Here is a 14,491-nt window from a genome sequence, read left to right as displayed (position 1 = left end):
TCCCAATGGGTATCAATGGTTTTGTAAAGCACGGCCAGCGCCACCACGAACTGGTGACAGAATTTGAGCAAGTTAATGCCCTTCTTCATCAACTGATGGATGGCATGTATTCGTCGTTGGACGTTTATCTGAATAACTGTAACCACCTGCGTGAGCAGGTTAACCGGGCGCTGTCATTGCTGAAAAATCGCGAATTTACAGAGTATCTTATCCAGAATGATGTGGCACTTTATTACAATTTGCAGAGCGTGATGCTGGCGGTTCAACTGCTGAAGAACCTGCTGGATAACCTCACCGGGACCATGAAGCGTTCGCTGCTGGAAACGTCTTAAGGTTGTGCACGTCCCGAGCCGCAGCGGTTCGGGACACGCGATTAACTTTCAAGCCGGTAGAACGGAACGCGTCGGGTGGTGCCGGTGAGATTATCGAACACCTCGATTTCGGCAGTGGCGATTCTCATCCCCGTTTTTCTTAAGCGTTGCACATCTGCGGCAATACGCTGAATTCCAAACCAAAACAGCCCATCCAGCGCCGTAACCTGCAATGCCGATTCAAGCGCCAGTTTAAGCCGCTCACGCGGAGCTTTGACCTCTTTGGCGATTTGCTGATAAGGGGCGGCACTGCCGCCAGTTGCATCGACGCGGCGGATGCGGGTAGAGAGGCGATACTGGAACTCGTCCGGTATGCTATTCAAATCGGTGTTCAGGCTGTAAACGCAACCAAAACGCTTGCCGTTAAAGAGCACGTTTTTCTGTTGAAGCTGAAATTCATCCCGCAACCCGGCAATCAGTTGAGGTGCGCGCGTCAGCAGCAGTCTGAAGGGAAGTTCAAAGCTGGTGACATAGTCGACATTCAGCAATGCGATGCGCAGACGTTCTTCTGCACCAGCTGGTAACTGACGGCACTCCTCCAGCACTTCCCCCCACTGCGCGGTCAGTCGGGTTGGCTCAGCAATTTCGGTAAAACTGTACTTTTCAATCTGATACTCAATTTTCCCGGTCACCCTGAATTCCCTTCTTATTCTGTTGCACAACCTGCTGTTTAGATTATCAACGTACGAATATAACCGATTAGCCATCCCGACATAATCAAAGAAACAAGGAAAAAAAGTAATCGATTACTTTTAACCTAAGAAACGTTATGATTTCGTAGTGAACACCACTCACTGCAACAAAACCGGGAAAGTAAGATTGTGCCTTATAAAAAGCAAATCATTGAAGACCTGACACGCTGGATTGATATGAACCTGTACAGAGTGCACAGCATTGATGATGTTGCCACGCGTTCGGGTTATTCCAGATGGCATATCCAGCATATGTTTAAACAAGTCAACCAAATGACGATCTTAGGCTATGTTCGGCAGAAACGTCTGGAACGGGCGGCACAAGAACTGGCTGAAAGCCAGGATAGCATTACAACTATTGCCCTACGCCACGGTTTTGGGTCGCAGCAGACGTTCAGCCGGGCCTTTATGAAATGGCAGAACATGCAGCCATCACGCTTTCGTTCCTGTGCCAGGCTGGGACAGCGTAACCCCGATGTCGAAAAACAACACGCCCAGCCAGGATAAGTAAGATGCAGGGCGACAATGACCTGAACGGTAAACACCTGCTTCACCAGTGCAACACGACCCCCCCCTTTTTTGTCAGACTGTTGACCAGAGTCTGCAAAGGTATCTTAAGCAGCCTGAGTCTCCCTTACTTATGTTGCTCGATACGATTCCTGCCGTTGCGTTTAGCTTCATACAACGCAACATCTGCCCGATTGAGTAACTGATTATAGTCAGGGTGTCCATCATGAACGGTATAACCAATACTGACTGTGATGGGGAGGTTTTTACCGGAAACCGCTTCAAAAGGTGTGCCACTGACGATGCGGCGAATACGTTCCAGTAGCATATACGCCTCGGACTGCCCCGCTTCCACCAGCACAATCAGGAACTCTTCTCCGCCATAGCGGAAAACATAATCGCTGGCGCGAATATTATCGCTGAGTAAATTGGCAACATGCGTTAATGCGCGATCACCAACCGAATGTCCCCATTCATCGTTGACCTTTTTGAAAAAATCCACATCGATGATTGCCACGCTTAATGGCAAATGGTTTTCCATCGCCAGGCTGACTTCATGTTTCAGAACAATCGGCAAATAACGTTTGTTAAGCAAATTCGTCAGAGCGTCTTTACCGTCCTGCATATGCGACACGTCGTTAAACAGCATCTCCATATAGGTGCTAATTTTCTGACAACAGGCATGAATGATACGTAACAGATCTTGCAATTTTTCTACGGGTATATCCGTGGTGATATCCAGGCTAGTCATCTTTTGATCAATGGTTGTCATCAGCAGGCGTATCTGCTGAATTTGTTCTGTTTCACCAAATTGACGAACGCATTTATGGCGGAACCATAAGCCAAAGTTAGAGTCGGAGATTTTTATCAACGCTTCCGACTGGTGTACGCCACTGACCAGTCCATAGATCACTGAGTTTTCCCAACTGGAAAGTGCTGACTGCTGTTTACCTTGTTCCTGCCAGGCGTTATTCATCAATACATGCATGCGATACGCCTCTTCATTTCGCGTTGCCCGATAATGCGACATCGCATAGGCGTGACTCATCATTTCGATAGCGATATCAATGGCCATCGCGGCATAGTGCATCACCTGTAAACCCAGCTCGGTTTCAATATTGTGCTGGGTGATGTAGTCGTAAATACCATATTTAAGTTGCCTGGCACCGCGCTGGACAAATTCCACCGGAATACCAATGCGCGCATGCACGCCCCCAACGTGATATTGCTGTTGCGCCAGCGTTTCAAACTGGCTTTCGTCCTGAGTCAGGATCGCTTTTACCCATTTAGACAGAGAGCGACTAAGTTGTTCTTCTACCAACTCATAGGACAAATGCCTGGCAATTGCTGGATCTTTAAACAAACTTTCATAAAATCGATGCGCTAAATTGTCTGATTGTTCTTCTGCAATATTTCGCAGAATGACTATTACATTTTGTGGAAGTTCTGCACGTAAAGGCTGCCATTCTTTAAGAATGACAGAGATGTATTGTTTAATTTCTTCCTGCATTTTTTAATTAACCAAGTGTTAGCTGGATAGTCTGGTGAAAATAAAAGCGGCTATCGTAGCATACCTGATTCGGTGCCCCTGGGCTTTTAACACTTCCAAAACAAAAATAAGAGTTTTGCAGCATTAAATGCAATTTCCCATCCGCTAATATATTTCCTTTGCTAGCCATACATCACTTGTCTGGCGTCAACACCACACTCAGAAAGTTATCACGCAGTGGATCCCGGATTCGAGGATTCCAGGCAATCCCGGTTTTCCAGCGGGTCTGTTCACCACTCAGCGTCAGCAATACCACCCCAGATGGCTGGATATGCCTGACGCTGGCAGGCAGCAATGCCACGCCCTCTCCGGCAGCGACCAGCGCCAGCAGTGTCTGAATATCATCTGCCGCAGCAAGGGTTTGTGCAGCCAGTTGCTGCGCACGCAAAAAAGCGGCTCCCTGCGCCACCAGCCCTTCTCCCCGGTTTGGGCTGAGCTGCAATAACTGATTGCTTTCGATCACCTGGCGAAAGTCACCCATCGCGGCGAAACGCTCTGGTGCGGCAAGCACCAATGCCTCTTCCTCCAGCACCGCCGCTTGCAGATGCTCCGGTGCGGGCAACCGGACAAATCCACACTGCAACTGGCCATCCGTAAGCAATTGAAACTGCATGACAGAAGGCAGGTCATTCAGCAAAATTTTGACGGATGGATAACGGGCGCGAAAAGCCGCCACGCTCAACGGGGCGAGTTGAAAAGAAGAGATACCAAACCCCAGTTTCAACTCTCCCGCGTGACCGTTTTGCAAACCTGCGACGTCAGAACGGAATATTTCGTGACGTTGTAACAGGTCGCGGGCGCCAGGCAACAGTTGCTGCCCGCTGACCGTGAGTTTTGCCCCGTGACGCCCGCGTTGAAATAGCGTCATCCCGATCAAATGCTCCAGGGTCTGAATCTGTTTCGTCAGGGCCGGTTGCGTGATGCACAGGGCTTCTGCCGCCTGATGGTAGCGCCCCTGCTCGGCTAAGGTGACGAATGCGCGCAGCAGTTTGATATCCATTCCAGTTCGTTATCAAAAGTGGATAATTGGTGATTATACCCGGTGCTTTCCCTCTGATGAAATCTCAACACTTTTGAATGAGGAGAAAAATGATGGACGAGTTAATCCGGGTTGCCACCGTGCAGTTTTGTCATCGTGCCAGCGATAAAGCGTACAACCTTGGTGTGATGAAAGGCTTTATTCAGCAAGCCGCCAGTCAGGGCATCCAGATTCTGGCCTTTCCCGAAATGTGCATTACCGGCTACTGGCATGTTCCCGATCTCACTGCTGACCAGGTAAGCGATCTGGCTGAATCCATCGAGGATAGCCCCTCACTGGCCCTCCTCCAGGCATTGGCAAAACAGCATGAGATGGCGATTGGCGCGGGTTTCATCGAGCGGGGGAAAGATGGACTCAATTACAATGCCTACGCGGTTTGTATGCCGGATGGTAGCGTCCATGTGCATCGAAAAATGTACGCATTTGAACATCCCGCCATTGCGCGTGGCGATCGCTTCACCGTATTCGACACCCCCTGGGGCGTAAAGGCCGGGGTGCTGATTTGCTGGGATAACAATCTGGTTGAAAACGCCCGTATTACCGCGCTGATGGGCGCAGATATTCTGATCGCCCCCCATCAAACCGGCGGTACACACTCCCGCAGCCCGTTTGGCATGAAACCGATTCCCGTTAGTCTGTGGGAAAATCGCCGCGAGCAACCCGAAGCGCTGGAAGCTGCCTTGCGGGGTGACAGCGGCCGGGGTTGGTTAATGCGTTGGCTACCGTCCAGAGCGCACGATAATGGGCTGTTTATTCTGTTCAGTAATGGCGTGGGTCTGGATAACGGCGAGATCCGCACCGGCAACGCGATGGTGCTGGATCCCTACGGCAGAATCATCAATGAAACCTGGTCTGCTGAGGATACGCTGGTGGTCGCAGAACTGGACACCCGTTTGCTGACAATGTCGACCGGACGGCGCTGGATCCACGGCCGCCGTCCTGATCTCTACGGTATGTTGTGCGAACCGCAAGGTTATGAGCGCGATGCGCGCGAAGCACGTTTCTCCAGCGAGACGCCCTCTTTTGGTAAGAAGAAATAGCCGCAAGCACCACGCTTAAGCAATGCAACAGGTGTAGCGGAGAAAACAGGGCCTTTACTTGTATCAGGCTGAACTAATCCTCTGAACCGGACCGCAAAAATAATACACGGATGTATTATCCTAAGAAAAACCGACTAAAAATCGTCTTGTTAAAACTCAAAAATTAAGAGCATTGTATGTTTTTTCTCTGATGTTGTTGATGTCCATTGGGATTTTTCTTAATTGAAACTAATATCAGGCCTCCAGGGGACTACATATAACTTAAGAGTTGCTTTTATGATTAGTCGCACGATATCAGGAATGGCGGGCGCCATTCTGTTAGCTTTATCACCTTTAGCCCAGGCAGCGAATGCATTACCCACACCAAAAGAAGCTGACTGGATCGCCAAAGAATTTAACTTTAATAATGGCGAAAAACTAAAAGATCTCCGCATTCATTACTACACGCTCGGCGACCGCAGTAAACCTGCGGTATTATTACTGCACGGAACTAATCAACCCATCAAAGCCTTACTGGCCCAGGGTTTTGCCGGTGAGTTATTCGGTCCGGGACAGGCACTGGATAGCAGCAAATATTTTATTATCATCCCGGAAAGTATTGGCTCCGGAAAATCATCCAAGCCTTCGGATGGTTTGCGTATGGCATTTCCCCACTATGATTATGACGATATGGTTACTGCCCAATATCGTTTAATTAAAGAGGGACTGGGGATTTCTCATCTGCGACTGGTGATGGGATATTCGATGGGGGGGATGCAGACCTGGCTATGGGGTGAAAAATACCCGTCAATGATGGATGCGTTAGTGCCGATGGCCTCACAGCCCAATGAATTATCGGGACGCAACTGGATGCTGCGCCGAATGTTGATTGAATCCATCAAAGGCGATCCGGCCTGGGCCGAAGGCAACTACCGCCAGCAGCCACCGGTACTTAAAACCGCCAATATTATGTTCAGTATCGCCACAACAGGTGGCACGCTGGCTTACCAACACAAAGCGCCAACGCGCGCGCTGGCGGATAAGCTGGTTGATGAACGTCTCGCGGCGCCGGTCACTGCCGATGCTAACGACCTTATTTATATCTGGGGTTCGTCAGCAAATTACAATGCGTTGCCCGCTTTGCATCGCATCAAAGCGCCGATGCTGATTATTAATTCTGCGGATGATGAACGCAATCCGGTTGAAACCGGCATTCTGCAAGGTGAATTAAATCAAATAAAACAGGCTGAATTGCTGCTCATTCCGGCGAGCGCAGAAACCAGCGGCCACGGCACCATGATGCAGGCAAAGTTTTATCATGAAAAACTGAAAACGTTTTTAACGCACACGCCTGTCGCAACGGAAAGTCATTAATCGCCACTCTGGTCAGGAAGTCACTCAGGTTACTTCCTGTTTTTTAATAAAGGAATTATTTTCGACAGCACACTCCTTTTTTTCATTTAATCGTTAGCAGGGAATACTCTATGTTTCGTAGAATAAAGATCCGTACTGCACTCAGCATAATGATTTTTTCATTGACTGCATTATTACTCTTCGTAGGCGTTCTGGGCTTATTTGCCGTGCAGTCGGGAAATAAATCCTTTGCCACGGTGGACACCGAAGTTTTGCCGGGATTAGTGGCGCTAAATGAAAGTTCAGAACTCTTATTACGCGGCCGGCTGGATTTGCGTTTATATGAATCACTGATGGGTAGCGGCGACACAGAAAAAGCCAAAGTCGCGCTGGAACGCGCCCGCGGTAAAATTGACAGCGCCAGCGCAAAATGGCAGGACTATCTGAAATACCCGCAATCCGCAGAAGAGCAGCCCATTGCGGCCAAAATGGCCTCCACCCGTGACGCATTAATGAAAGAATTCATTGATCCCGCGTTTGCCGCGCTGGAAGCCGGTAAGCTGGACGAATATCGTCAGCGAGCCGGAAAATCGACGGCGCTGTATGGCGCATTTGATACCGCCTCCAAAGCGCTGGTTGCCTTTAAACTGAAAAGCATTGATGTCGCCTATGACGACTCCAGCGACCGGGTAAAACGTATGGAGTGGGTGCTGTACTTCGCCATCGCCTGTGCTGTGGTGTTGGCCGGTCTGGCCTGGTCGGTAATGACCAATCTGATCGTTAAACCGTTGAATCATGTGATTAATGTATTTGACCGTATTGCGGAAGGTGATCTGCGTGATCGCATTGATATCAGCGGGAAAAACGAGATAGCCCAGTTGTTTGCCGCCGTGCAGCGCATGCGCGACGGGTTGGAAAATATGGTGCTGATGGTGCGCAGTGGTACAGATGCAATTGGCACCGGTGTGGAAGAGATTGCTTCCGGCAATATCGACCTTTCCAGCCGTACCGAGCAGCAAGCCGCTTCACTGGATGAGACCGCCTCCAGCATGGAACAGATTATGGCGACGGTGCAAAATAACGAAGACAACACCCGTAAGGCGAACGCGCTGTCACAGAAAGCCTCAAATTCCGCTTCACGCGGGGCCAATGTGGTGTCTGAAGTAGTTTCCACCATGAGCTCAATTGAGAAAAGCTCGGCAAAAATTGGTGACATCGTCGGTGTTATTGATGGCATCGCTTTCCAGACCAACCTGCTGGCGCTGAACGCCGCAGTTGAAGCAGCACGAGCCGGTGAAGCCGGACGCGGGTTCGCGGTCGTGGCTTCAGAAGTTCGCGTGCTGGCACAGCGTAGCGCCACCGCAGCCAAAGAGATTGGCACCATGATTAATGATTCGCTCAGCAGCATCGAACAGGGTTCCGGGCTGGTGAAACAGGCAGGCGTCACCATGAATGAAGTGATGGTTGATGTGAAGAAAGTGGTCGAAATTATGGATGAAGTGATGCTGGCTTCCGGAGAGCAGACCCGTGGCATCTCGCAGATCAATATCGCCATTCAGCAGATGGACGGCGTAACCCAGCAGAACGCTTCGCTGGTGTCAGAAGTGGCGACCGCCGCCAGTTCCTTGCAAGAGCAGGTGGTTAACCTGCAACAGTCGGTGACCCGCTTCCAGGTGGATGACGATAAAGCCACATTGGGCCATGATCTCTACAGCGGCCCGCGTGATTTGGCGCTGATTAACCTGAACTGATTACCGTCTCGCGGGCCTTTTATCTTTTGATAAAAGGCCCGGATAAATTATTCTTTCCTCGCCTTTCTTGCACAAAAACCGTTCTGTACCCCGCCAAATTAAACTCGCAGCCCACAAGATATATCTTTAATCCCGACGCCAACGATAAAATAATTAAAAAAAATTATGACACCCAACAACTGCAATCTCGCTATAGTATGATTGTCCACCAGCTATAACATTAAAAAAGAGACAACAGAATGAATGCTTATTTCGCCACCAGATACGCAAAAGTAAAGAATTTACCATTCATTCTCAAAGGCAATAGCGCTGAGAGAAAGCTACGCCTGACCATTCTCATCTCTGGCACCTCCAGCATTTTGGCCGGTTTATACATGGCCAGTTTGAACTTTTCCATCGGAGAACACCTCATTTCACTGTTTTATTGTATGACCACAATATTGGGCATATATATTTCAGCGGCTGCCTTCTGGAACAATATCAATCGTCACATTTATATCATTACGCATAGTTTGTTGATTAGCATCATTCTACTTTGTCTCTTTGATAATAATCATGATTTCGCCAAACATTCTGAATACAATTATCTTGTGGCCTTAACCATTGGTGGTGCATTGGTATTACGACAGCAATCCTGGTATTTGAAACAGGTTTTCCCTCTCATCTGTCTGCTGGCCTATCTCTTTTTTGTTTCGACCGGCACCATCTGGCAGGATGGCCGTTTCCAGACTGATATGGCACATGTCTCCGGCTTTTATATCGCGAACTGTTCTGTGCCGGTTGTGGCGCTTTTATTAACCGTATTTACCGCACGCGGCAATTATTCTGAAACCGACTTGATTAAACGTGAGCTTTCCCTTGCTATTGAAAGGAATCAATTACAACTGTATTACCAACCACAACTTGATAGTCATAAAGCACTGATTGGATTCGAAGCTTTGCTGCGCTGGAAACATCCGGCGAAAGGATTTATCTCCCCTGAGGTCTTCATTCCAATTGCAGAGAAGAGTGGTTTAATTATCGAGATCGGGCGATGGGTAATGGAGCAGACCTTGCGCCAGATTGCGGAATGGGAACGTCTTCATCACCTTGGTGACATCGCCTTCTCTATTAATATCAGCCCGTTACAATTAATGCACCGAGACTTTACTCAGGATACGTTGCTGACGTTATCTCAGGCAAAAATCCGGCCGGAAAGAATCAAGTTTGAAATTACCGAAACCACCTTCATTTACGACCAGGACAGAATTGCTGAAGTCATGCAACATTTTAGTGGGTTGGGTATTAAATGGGCGATTGATGACTTTGGTGTCGGATACTCATCGTTAAAATCAATCAGTGATTTCGCCGTCGATGATATCAAGATCGATAAGTCGCTTATTATGCAGGTGTTCAAAAATGAATCAGCCTCGTTGGTGGTACAAAAAACCATCGAACTCTCCCATGAGATGGGGTTAAATGTTCTGGCCGAGGGAATTGAGAATGAAGAATACTTCGAATATCTGAAAAATATGGGTTGCCACCTGTTTCAGGGGTTCCACTTTTCTCGCCCTTTACCTGCGGCAGATGCCCTGACATGGATTAAAAAGCAAAGATTGTAATGGGAAATCCGGCCCCTCACGGTATTTAACCTTTGGAGCGCTGGAGATAGCTCTTGCTTATGTGCAGAGAGAGTATGGTTTGCATCGGGTGATGGCGAACCATCTTCCCGGCAATCTGCGTAGCAGCAACACCCTGACTAAACTTGGATTTAGCCAGGAGGATTTTGCAAAGTCCTACCTCAAAATCAACGGTAGCAGGCAGGACCATGTGCTTAATGCGCTTATCTTCGATAAGAATATCTGACAGCAAACAGGGCGTTCTTTTCCAGTGAAATTAGTATTCTTTGCCATTGGTAAACCTCCGTTGTTATTCCCTTTGAATACTGCCCGATAATATTAACTCGTTGCCAACGCCACCGCCTTGCGTAACCCGCTCACCCCGGATGAATTGACCGGCGTCACCAGCGCGTAGTTGTAATGCTGGTCACTCCAGTACTGCGCCATCACATCATCAGCCCGGCGTTCACCATGAGGCAATTTGACCGGGTCCAGTGGGCGGATATACCACCCCACCCGAGTTCCCTGTGGATCCTGATACATAATCAGCGCGGCTGGCCCTTGCGCTGTCGCCATCAGCCGCGCGCCGACCAGCCTGAAACCAAACTGCTCGAGGTTGGGTGGCGGATTACCATTAATAAAATAACGTGCCACCCAGCTACTGAGTTCAGCGTGCTGGCTTGCCACCATGTCCATCGGGGTTTGCGTCGGGTTATCAAAAATTTTATAGGCCTGCACCGCATCTTCCATCGGCTGCGGGCTGGCGATGACCTGCGATTCCTTCAGTTGCCAACCCGCGAAACCGCCTGCGCTTGTCGCCAGCACCAGCATGCAAGCCGTCGCCAGTTGCCGTAACCGCTGCTGCCGCACCCGACGCCGCAGATATTGCGGATGGGGACGGTCAAGCGTTAGCGAGTGTCGACTGATGGCCTGACGTAATTGCTGTGCGTCAGCCCGCCAGCCCGCAACTTGCGCGGCAGCCTGCGGATTGTCCTTCAGATAACGTTCAACGCGCTCTGCCGTTGCTTCATCCGCTTCCCCATCCATCCAGGCATGGAGTTCGTGTTCATCAGGGGGCAAAGTCATTTCAGTCTCCTTAGCGGCAGCGGCAGCGGCGTCGCCTTACCTTCCAGTTGCTCATGCAGCAACTTACGTCCCCTTGAGAGCCGTGACATCACGGTGCCCAGGGGAATATCCAGCGTTTCGGCCGCCTCTTTATAGCTCAGCCCCTCAACGCTGACCAGCAACAAAATGACGCGATAGTCCTCCGGTAATGCAGCAAATACCGCCAACGTATCGTCGGCAATCGCCATCGACTCGCTGGATTGCGCGAACATCTCCTCGCCGGTGAAAAAAGTCAGCAGCTTCATATAGCGTTTGCGCCGCCGTTCCCCATCAACAAACTGACGGTACAGGATGGCAAACAGCCAGGCACGCAGACTTTGATCCCCCTCGCTTTGACGTTGGCGAGTTAACGCTTTCGTCAGGCAGCTTTGTACCAGGTCTTCCGCGCTGTGCGGATTGCGGGTCAACCACAGTGCAAAACGTTCAAGATGCGGCATCACCTGGCGAATTTCATCATCAGTCAGCTGTGGCATGACTCTCCTTTAGCGTCCGCGGGAGCCAGACATGCTGGCAAAAACCCCATCGCGCAACACCAGGGCATGAAACAACGCGGCGGCCAGGTGCAGCAGCACGGTGATAAACAACATCAGCGCTACCAGAGTATGCAAAGGACGCAGTATGGCATACCAATCATTATTCACCGGCAAAATCGGCGGCAGTAGCCATTTCCCCCCTAAAGCGATCGGCACTCCCGCCGCAGACAGCATCCCCCAGCCGATCAACGGCTGAATCAGCATCATGGCATACAGCGCCCAGTGCGAAAGATGCGCCATGCCACGTTGCCAGGCGGGTATGGTTGAGGGCAGTGCCGGAGTGACGGTAGTGAAGCGCAACCACAGTCGCACCACCACCAACACCAGAATCATCAGGCCTAATGGTTTATGGATTGTCACCAGCAGGCTATGCAGTGACGACACGGTGGCAACCATCGCCACGCCAATAAACAGCATCGCCACAATCGCCGCCGCCATTAACCAATGGATCACTCGCAGCGCAGGGTGAAAATAACCGACATGTTTCATAAGTGCGTCCCCGCTTGTTGCGCCTGTTCATGTGTACGCAGGTTATAGGATTTGGCATAGGCTGCTGAGCGCGCATTGAGCAACGGATCATCGGAGGCAGCAATCCCATCAGGCAGGATCAGCGGATCGTAATTGATGTCGTTGCAAGGCCCCTGCTGCTGCGGCACCGCGCGGGTTAACACCAGGGTTCCGGCATTGATGGTTTGGCGGTCGGCAGGCCAGACTTTTGTTGCATTGCTGCCATCATCACCCGGTTGCGCAACGGTGATCACCAGGTCCCATTCCAGTGGCCCCTGGTTCAGGCGTTGTTGCAGGTCCTGCTGAAGAAAATCTTTGTTATTTTTATCCGCCGCGCTAATCGCCTGATAAGCGGCATGAGGCACCATACTCCAGCGCACCAGATGCGCAGCGCCCGTTTTATCAATGAACCGGAACGCATTCAGGCTATTGAAGCGATCGCTGGCCCAACTGGATGAAGGTACGTATTGTTTCGCCCAGGCGAGAAATGCTTTGAATTCAGGATATTTTTCGACGAAGGCTCCTAACTTTTGTGGATCCGGCTTGCCGGTCGCCGGGTCGGGCAGCGTCGCGGTTTGCAGCGCATAGAATCCTTCCGGCGTCGCCACCGGAAACAGCGGCATGGCATTCATCCCGGTGCGCCATTGCTCACCATCTTTTTGCTGAAACGCCAGCGCCATGCTGCGCACCGGCACCGCGTAATCCGGCGCGGATGGATTCCCCCCTGCGATGGCGAAACGCCCGGTTACCGGGGTATCACCCGGCGCGAAAAGGGCAGCGCGTGATAACGCGCTGGCGTTGCCGTTGGAGGCAAAGGTGCCAATCACGCAGATCCCTTTGGCATGGTTACGGCGATACCCCGGATGCTCCCCCCCCGCTTGCTGCAACACCGAAACCAGTTTGTCGGAAGTCAGTCGCTCTGGCGTCAGCCAGCCTCCCGCCCATAAAAACAACACGAGTATAACCAGTGGAACCAGGCCGATTAGCAACAAGCGTCGCGTCTTCTGACCAGTGGAAAGTGGAGTTGGAATCATTTTTTAGCTCACCCTGCTCACATTGAGCCCATAAGACGAATGAGCGGCAGGTTTATTCCCACGGCATTAAAAAATTTTTAAGCAATGGATGAAGCTAACCATGAGATATAAGTTAAATGTGACTCAGGTTTCAGGCAGCACCGTCAGCTTGTTCATGTTGGTTTTCGGTGTTATGGCGGCGTAGGGGATCATCTGGGTCAGTCTGGCCGGAGCAACTCTTTCCTTACCGGGGCTGCTGCTGTTGGTGGCACAAATCAGGCGCGGCGGTGATATCACCTTACGAACAGCCGTTGACGCAGGGCACTGAAAAAAGCGCCTGAACGGCGCTTATGATGTAGCGACGCGATTTATCGTGCAATCACGATGGACAGGTAACATTATGAGCCACCTTGCACACTTACGTACCTTTTTGGAAGCTTACCATAGCGGGTCCTTTTCGCGGGCGGGAAACAGCATGACAGCGGTCCGGGAGGTCTTTTCCAGGCCAAATCACTGGTGACTCCAGTCCTCCAGCATGAGATTGGTTACCCGCTCAAACTCCCTCGTATTGTTAGTGACCAGAATGGCACCCACAGCCACTGCATGCCCGGCTATGGCGGTGTCGTTAGGTCCGATGGGGGTTCCGGCGCTCGCCAGCAATGCCTTGATCTCAGTGGTCGCATCAACAGCTGCTTTATCCCAAGGGAGAATGGCATCAAGACGGGCGCAGAATGCGTCAACAAGCAGCACATGACGCGGAGAAGCCTTCTTGCCAATCGCGCCGAAGCGCATTTCAGCATAGGTGATAGCGGACACTACGATGCGGTGTCCGCGCAACACGCTTTGCTCAAGACGAGTGATCACCGCCTCCGGTTGTTCACGCATGATAAATGAGCATATGTTCGTGTCCAGCATGTAGGTCTTATTCACAGTTCAAAGCGTCCTTCGTCGTTGACAATGTCCCCGCGCTCTTTCATAAAATCTGCGTCAGCCTTTTCAAATTGACTGAACGAACTCCAGGTCGGACGAACGGGACGTAAAATGATGCTGTCACCTTCACGAATAATCTCTAATTCACTAACACCTTCAAAATCGAGATCGCGCGGTAAACGAATAGCGCGATTATTACCATTTTTAAAAATAGAAACGGTTCTCATCATATTCTCCTTTCCGTTCGGCCTGACCAAAGCGCACCACGCGCATATGCATAGTATAGGCAGATGCTAAGCATATGTATAGTTCCTGGGTATGTAGCTGAATTCAGAAGAAAGATAAGCGCTGTTTCTCCAGAAAGACCTGTTCATCGGCAGATGACATTCTGCCCAACAGCGTATTGCGATGCGGATAGCGACCTAACCTGAGGATAATTTCGCGATGTACCCGTTCACTTTGCGCGTACGAGGTTCCTTTGCTTAGCCTCTACCGTCATTATCG

The 14,491-nt window shown here is 50.5% G+C and carries 16 protein-coding genes and 1 pseudogene; 6 read left to right on the top strand and 11 right to left on the bottom strand.

Annotated elements, in window-relative coordinates; all coding sequences use genetic code 11:
• Positions 1-5 precede the first annotated feature (5 nt).
• The gene (locus tag AC6I8N_RS23980) at positions 6-332 is read left to right on the top strand and encodes a hypothetical protein (RefSeq protein ID WP_021185488.1); all 327 of its coding nucleotides are present in this window, start codon (positions 6-8) and stop codon (positions 330-332) included.
• 41 nt (positions 333-373) lie between these two features.
• Here the strand turns inward: AC6I8N_RS23980 and AC6I8N_RS23975 are convergent, their stop codons facing one another.
• Positions 374-1,003: an ECs1377 family protein gene (locus AC6I8N_RS23975; protein WP_021185487.1), complete on the bottom strand. Its 630-nt coding sequence runs from the start codon at positions 1,001-1,003 to the stop codon at positions 374-376.
• Between the two features lie 189 nt (positions 1,004-1,192).
• Here AC6I8N_RS23975 and AC6I8N_RS23970 point away from each other — a divergent pair, with 189 nt between their 5' ends.
• The gene (locus AC6I8N_RS23970) at positions 1,193-1,570 is read left to right on the top strand and encodes a helix-turn-helix domain-containing protein (RefSeq protein WP_497831173.1); all 378 of its coding nucleotides are present in this window, start codon (positions 1,193-1,195) and stop codon (positions 1,568-1,570) included.
• 127 nt (positions 1,571-1,697) lie between these two features.
• Here AC6I8N_RS23970 and AC6I8N_RS23965 read toward each other — a convergent pair whose 3' ends face one another.
• Both AC6I8N_RS23965 and AC6I8N_RS23960 read right to left on the bottom strand, forming a co-directional pair.
• Positions 1,698-3,080, bottom strand: coding sequence for a diguanylate cyclase (locus AC6I8N_RS23965; protein WP_497831172.1), 1,383 nt, complete (start codon positions 3,078-3,080; stop codon positions 1,698-1,700).
• Between the two features lie 172 nt (positions 3,081-3,252).
• Positions 3,253-4,119 carry a LysR family transcriptional regulator gene (locus AC6I8N_RS23960; RefSeq protein WP_208727159.1) on the bottom strand — a complete coding sequence of 289 codons (867 nt, stop codon included), beginning with the start codon at positions 4,117-4,119 and terminating at the stop codon, positions 3,253-3,255.
• Positions 4,120-4,211: 92 nt separating this feature from the next.
• On the opposite strand from AC6I8N_RS23960, the gene AC6I8N_RS23955 reads away from it, so the two are divergent.
• The 4 genes from AC6I8N_RS23955 (at position 4,212) to AC6I8N_RS23940 (ending at position 9,882) form a co-directional block, all read left to right on the top strand.
• A complete protein-coding gene (locus tag AC6I8N_RS23955; RefSeq protein ID WP_497831353.1) occupies positions 4,212-5,198 on the top strand; it encodes a nitrilase family protein in 987 nt (328 codons plus the stop codon).
• A gap of 276 nt (positions 5,199-5,474) precedes the next feature.
• Positions 5,475-6,551 (top strand): alpha/beta fold hydrolase, encoded by a 1,077-nt coding sequence (locus AC6I8N_RS23950; RefSeq protein WP_497831346.1) that lies wholly within the window; start codon positions 5,475-5,477, stop codon positions 6,549-6,551.
• A 110-nt stretch (positions 6,552-6,661) separates the two neighbouring features.
• Positions 6,662-8,281, top strand: coding sequence for a methyl-accepting chemotaxis protein (locus tag AC6I8N_RS23945; protein ID WP_021185481.1), 1,620 nt, complete (start codon positions 6,662-6,664; stop codon positions 8,279-8,281).
• 239 nt (positions 8,282-8,520) lie between these two features.
• Positions 8,521-9,882 (top strand): putative bifunctional diguanylate cyclase/phosphodiesterase, encoded by a 1,362-nt coding sequence (locus AC6I8N_RS23940; protein WP_497831345.1) that lies wholly within the window; start codon positions 8,521-8,523, stop codon positions 9,880-9,882.
• A 336-nt stretch (positions 9,883-10,218) separates the two neighbouring features.
• Here AC6I8N_RS23940 and AC6I8N_RS23935 read toward each other — a convergent pair whose 3' ends face one another.
• The 8 genes and pseudogenes from AC6I8N_RS23935 to AC6I8N_RS23900 all read right to left on the bottom strand — a co-directional run.
• Complete coding sequence (locus tag AC6I8N_RS23935; protein ID WP_497831344.1) at positions 10,219-10,965, bottom strand: anti-sigma factor family protein; 747 nt, start codon at positions 10,963-10,965, stop codon at positions 10,219-10,221.
• Positions 10,962-11,477: an RNA polymerase sigma factor gene (locus tag AC6I8N_RS23930; protein WP_497831343.1), complete on the bottom strand. Its 516-nt coding sequence runs from the start codon at positions 11,475-11,477 to the stop codon at positions 10,962-10,964. Before AC6I8N_RS23930 ends, AC6I8N_RS23935 begins: the two co-directional genes overlap by 4 nt.
• A gap of 9 nt (positions 11,478-11,486) precedes the next feature.
• On the bottom strand, positions 11,487-12,026 hold the full coding sequence (locus AC6I8N_RS23925) for a cytochrome b (protein WP_497831342.1): 540 nt from the start codon (positions 12,024-12,026) through the stop codon (positions 11,487-11,489).
• Positions 12,023-13,078 (bottom strand): catalase family peroxidase, encoded by a 1,056-nt coding sequence (locus AC6I8N_RS23920; protein ID WP_497831341.1) that lies wholly within the window; start codon positions 13,076-13,078, stop codon positions 12,023-12,025. The genes AC6I8N_RS23925 and AC6I8N_RS23920 overlap by 4 nt, the downstream gene beginning before the upstream one ends.
• A gap of 123 nt (positions 13,079-13,201) precedes the next feature.
• Positions 13,202-13,354: a hypothetical protein gene (locus AC6I8N_RS23915; RefSeq protein ID WP_497831340.1), complete on the bottom strand. Its 153-nt coding sequence runs from the start codon at positions 13,352-13,354 to the stop codon at positions 13,202-13,204.
• Between the two features lie 213 nt (positions 13,355-13,567).
• Complete coding sequence (locus tag AC6I8N_RS23910; RefSeq protein WP_497831339.1) at positions 13,568-13,987, bottom strand: type II toxin-antitoxin system VapC family toxin; 420 nt, start codon at positions 13,985-13,987, stop codon at positions 13,568-13,570.
• Complete coding sequence (vapB, locus tag AC6I8N_RS23905) at positions 13,984-14,214, bottom strand: type II toxin-antitoxin system VapB family antitoxin (RefSeq protein ID WP_415175562.1); 231 nt, start codon at positions 14,212-14,214, stop codon at positions 13,984-13,986. Before vapB ends, AC6I8N_RS23910 begins: the two co-directional genes overlap by 4 nt.
• Positions 14,215-14,317: 103 nt before the next feature.
• Positions 14,318-14,449: pseudogene (locus AC6I8N_RS23900) on the bottom strand (DUF924 family protein); the annotation flags it as partial.
• Between the last annotated feature and the right edge of the window lie 42 nt (positions 14,450-14,491).

Source organism: Pantoea sp. X-Soil-TKNS-1279, from assembly GCF_059730565.1.
This window is presented reverse-complemented; position numbering and strand designations above follow the sequence as displayed.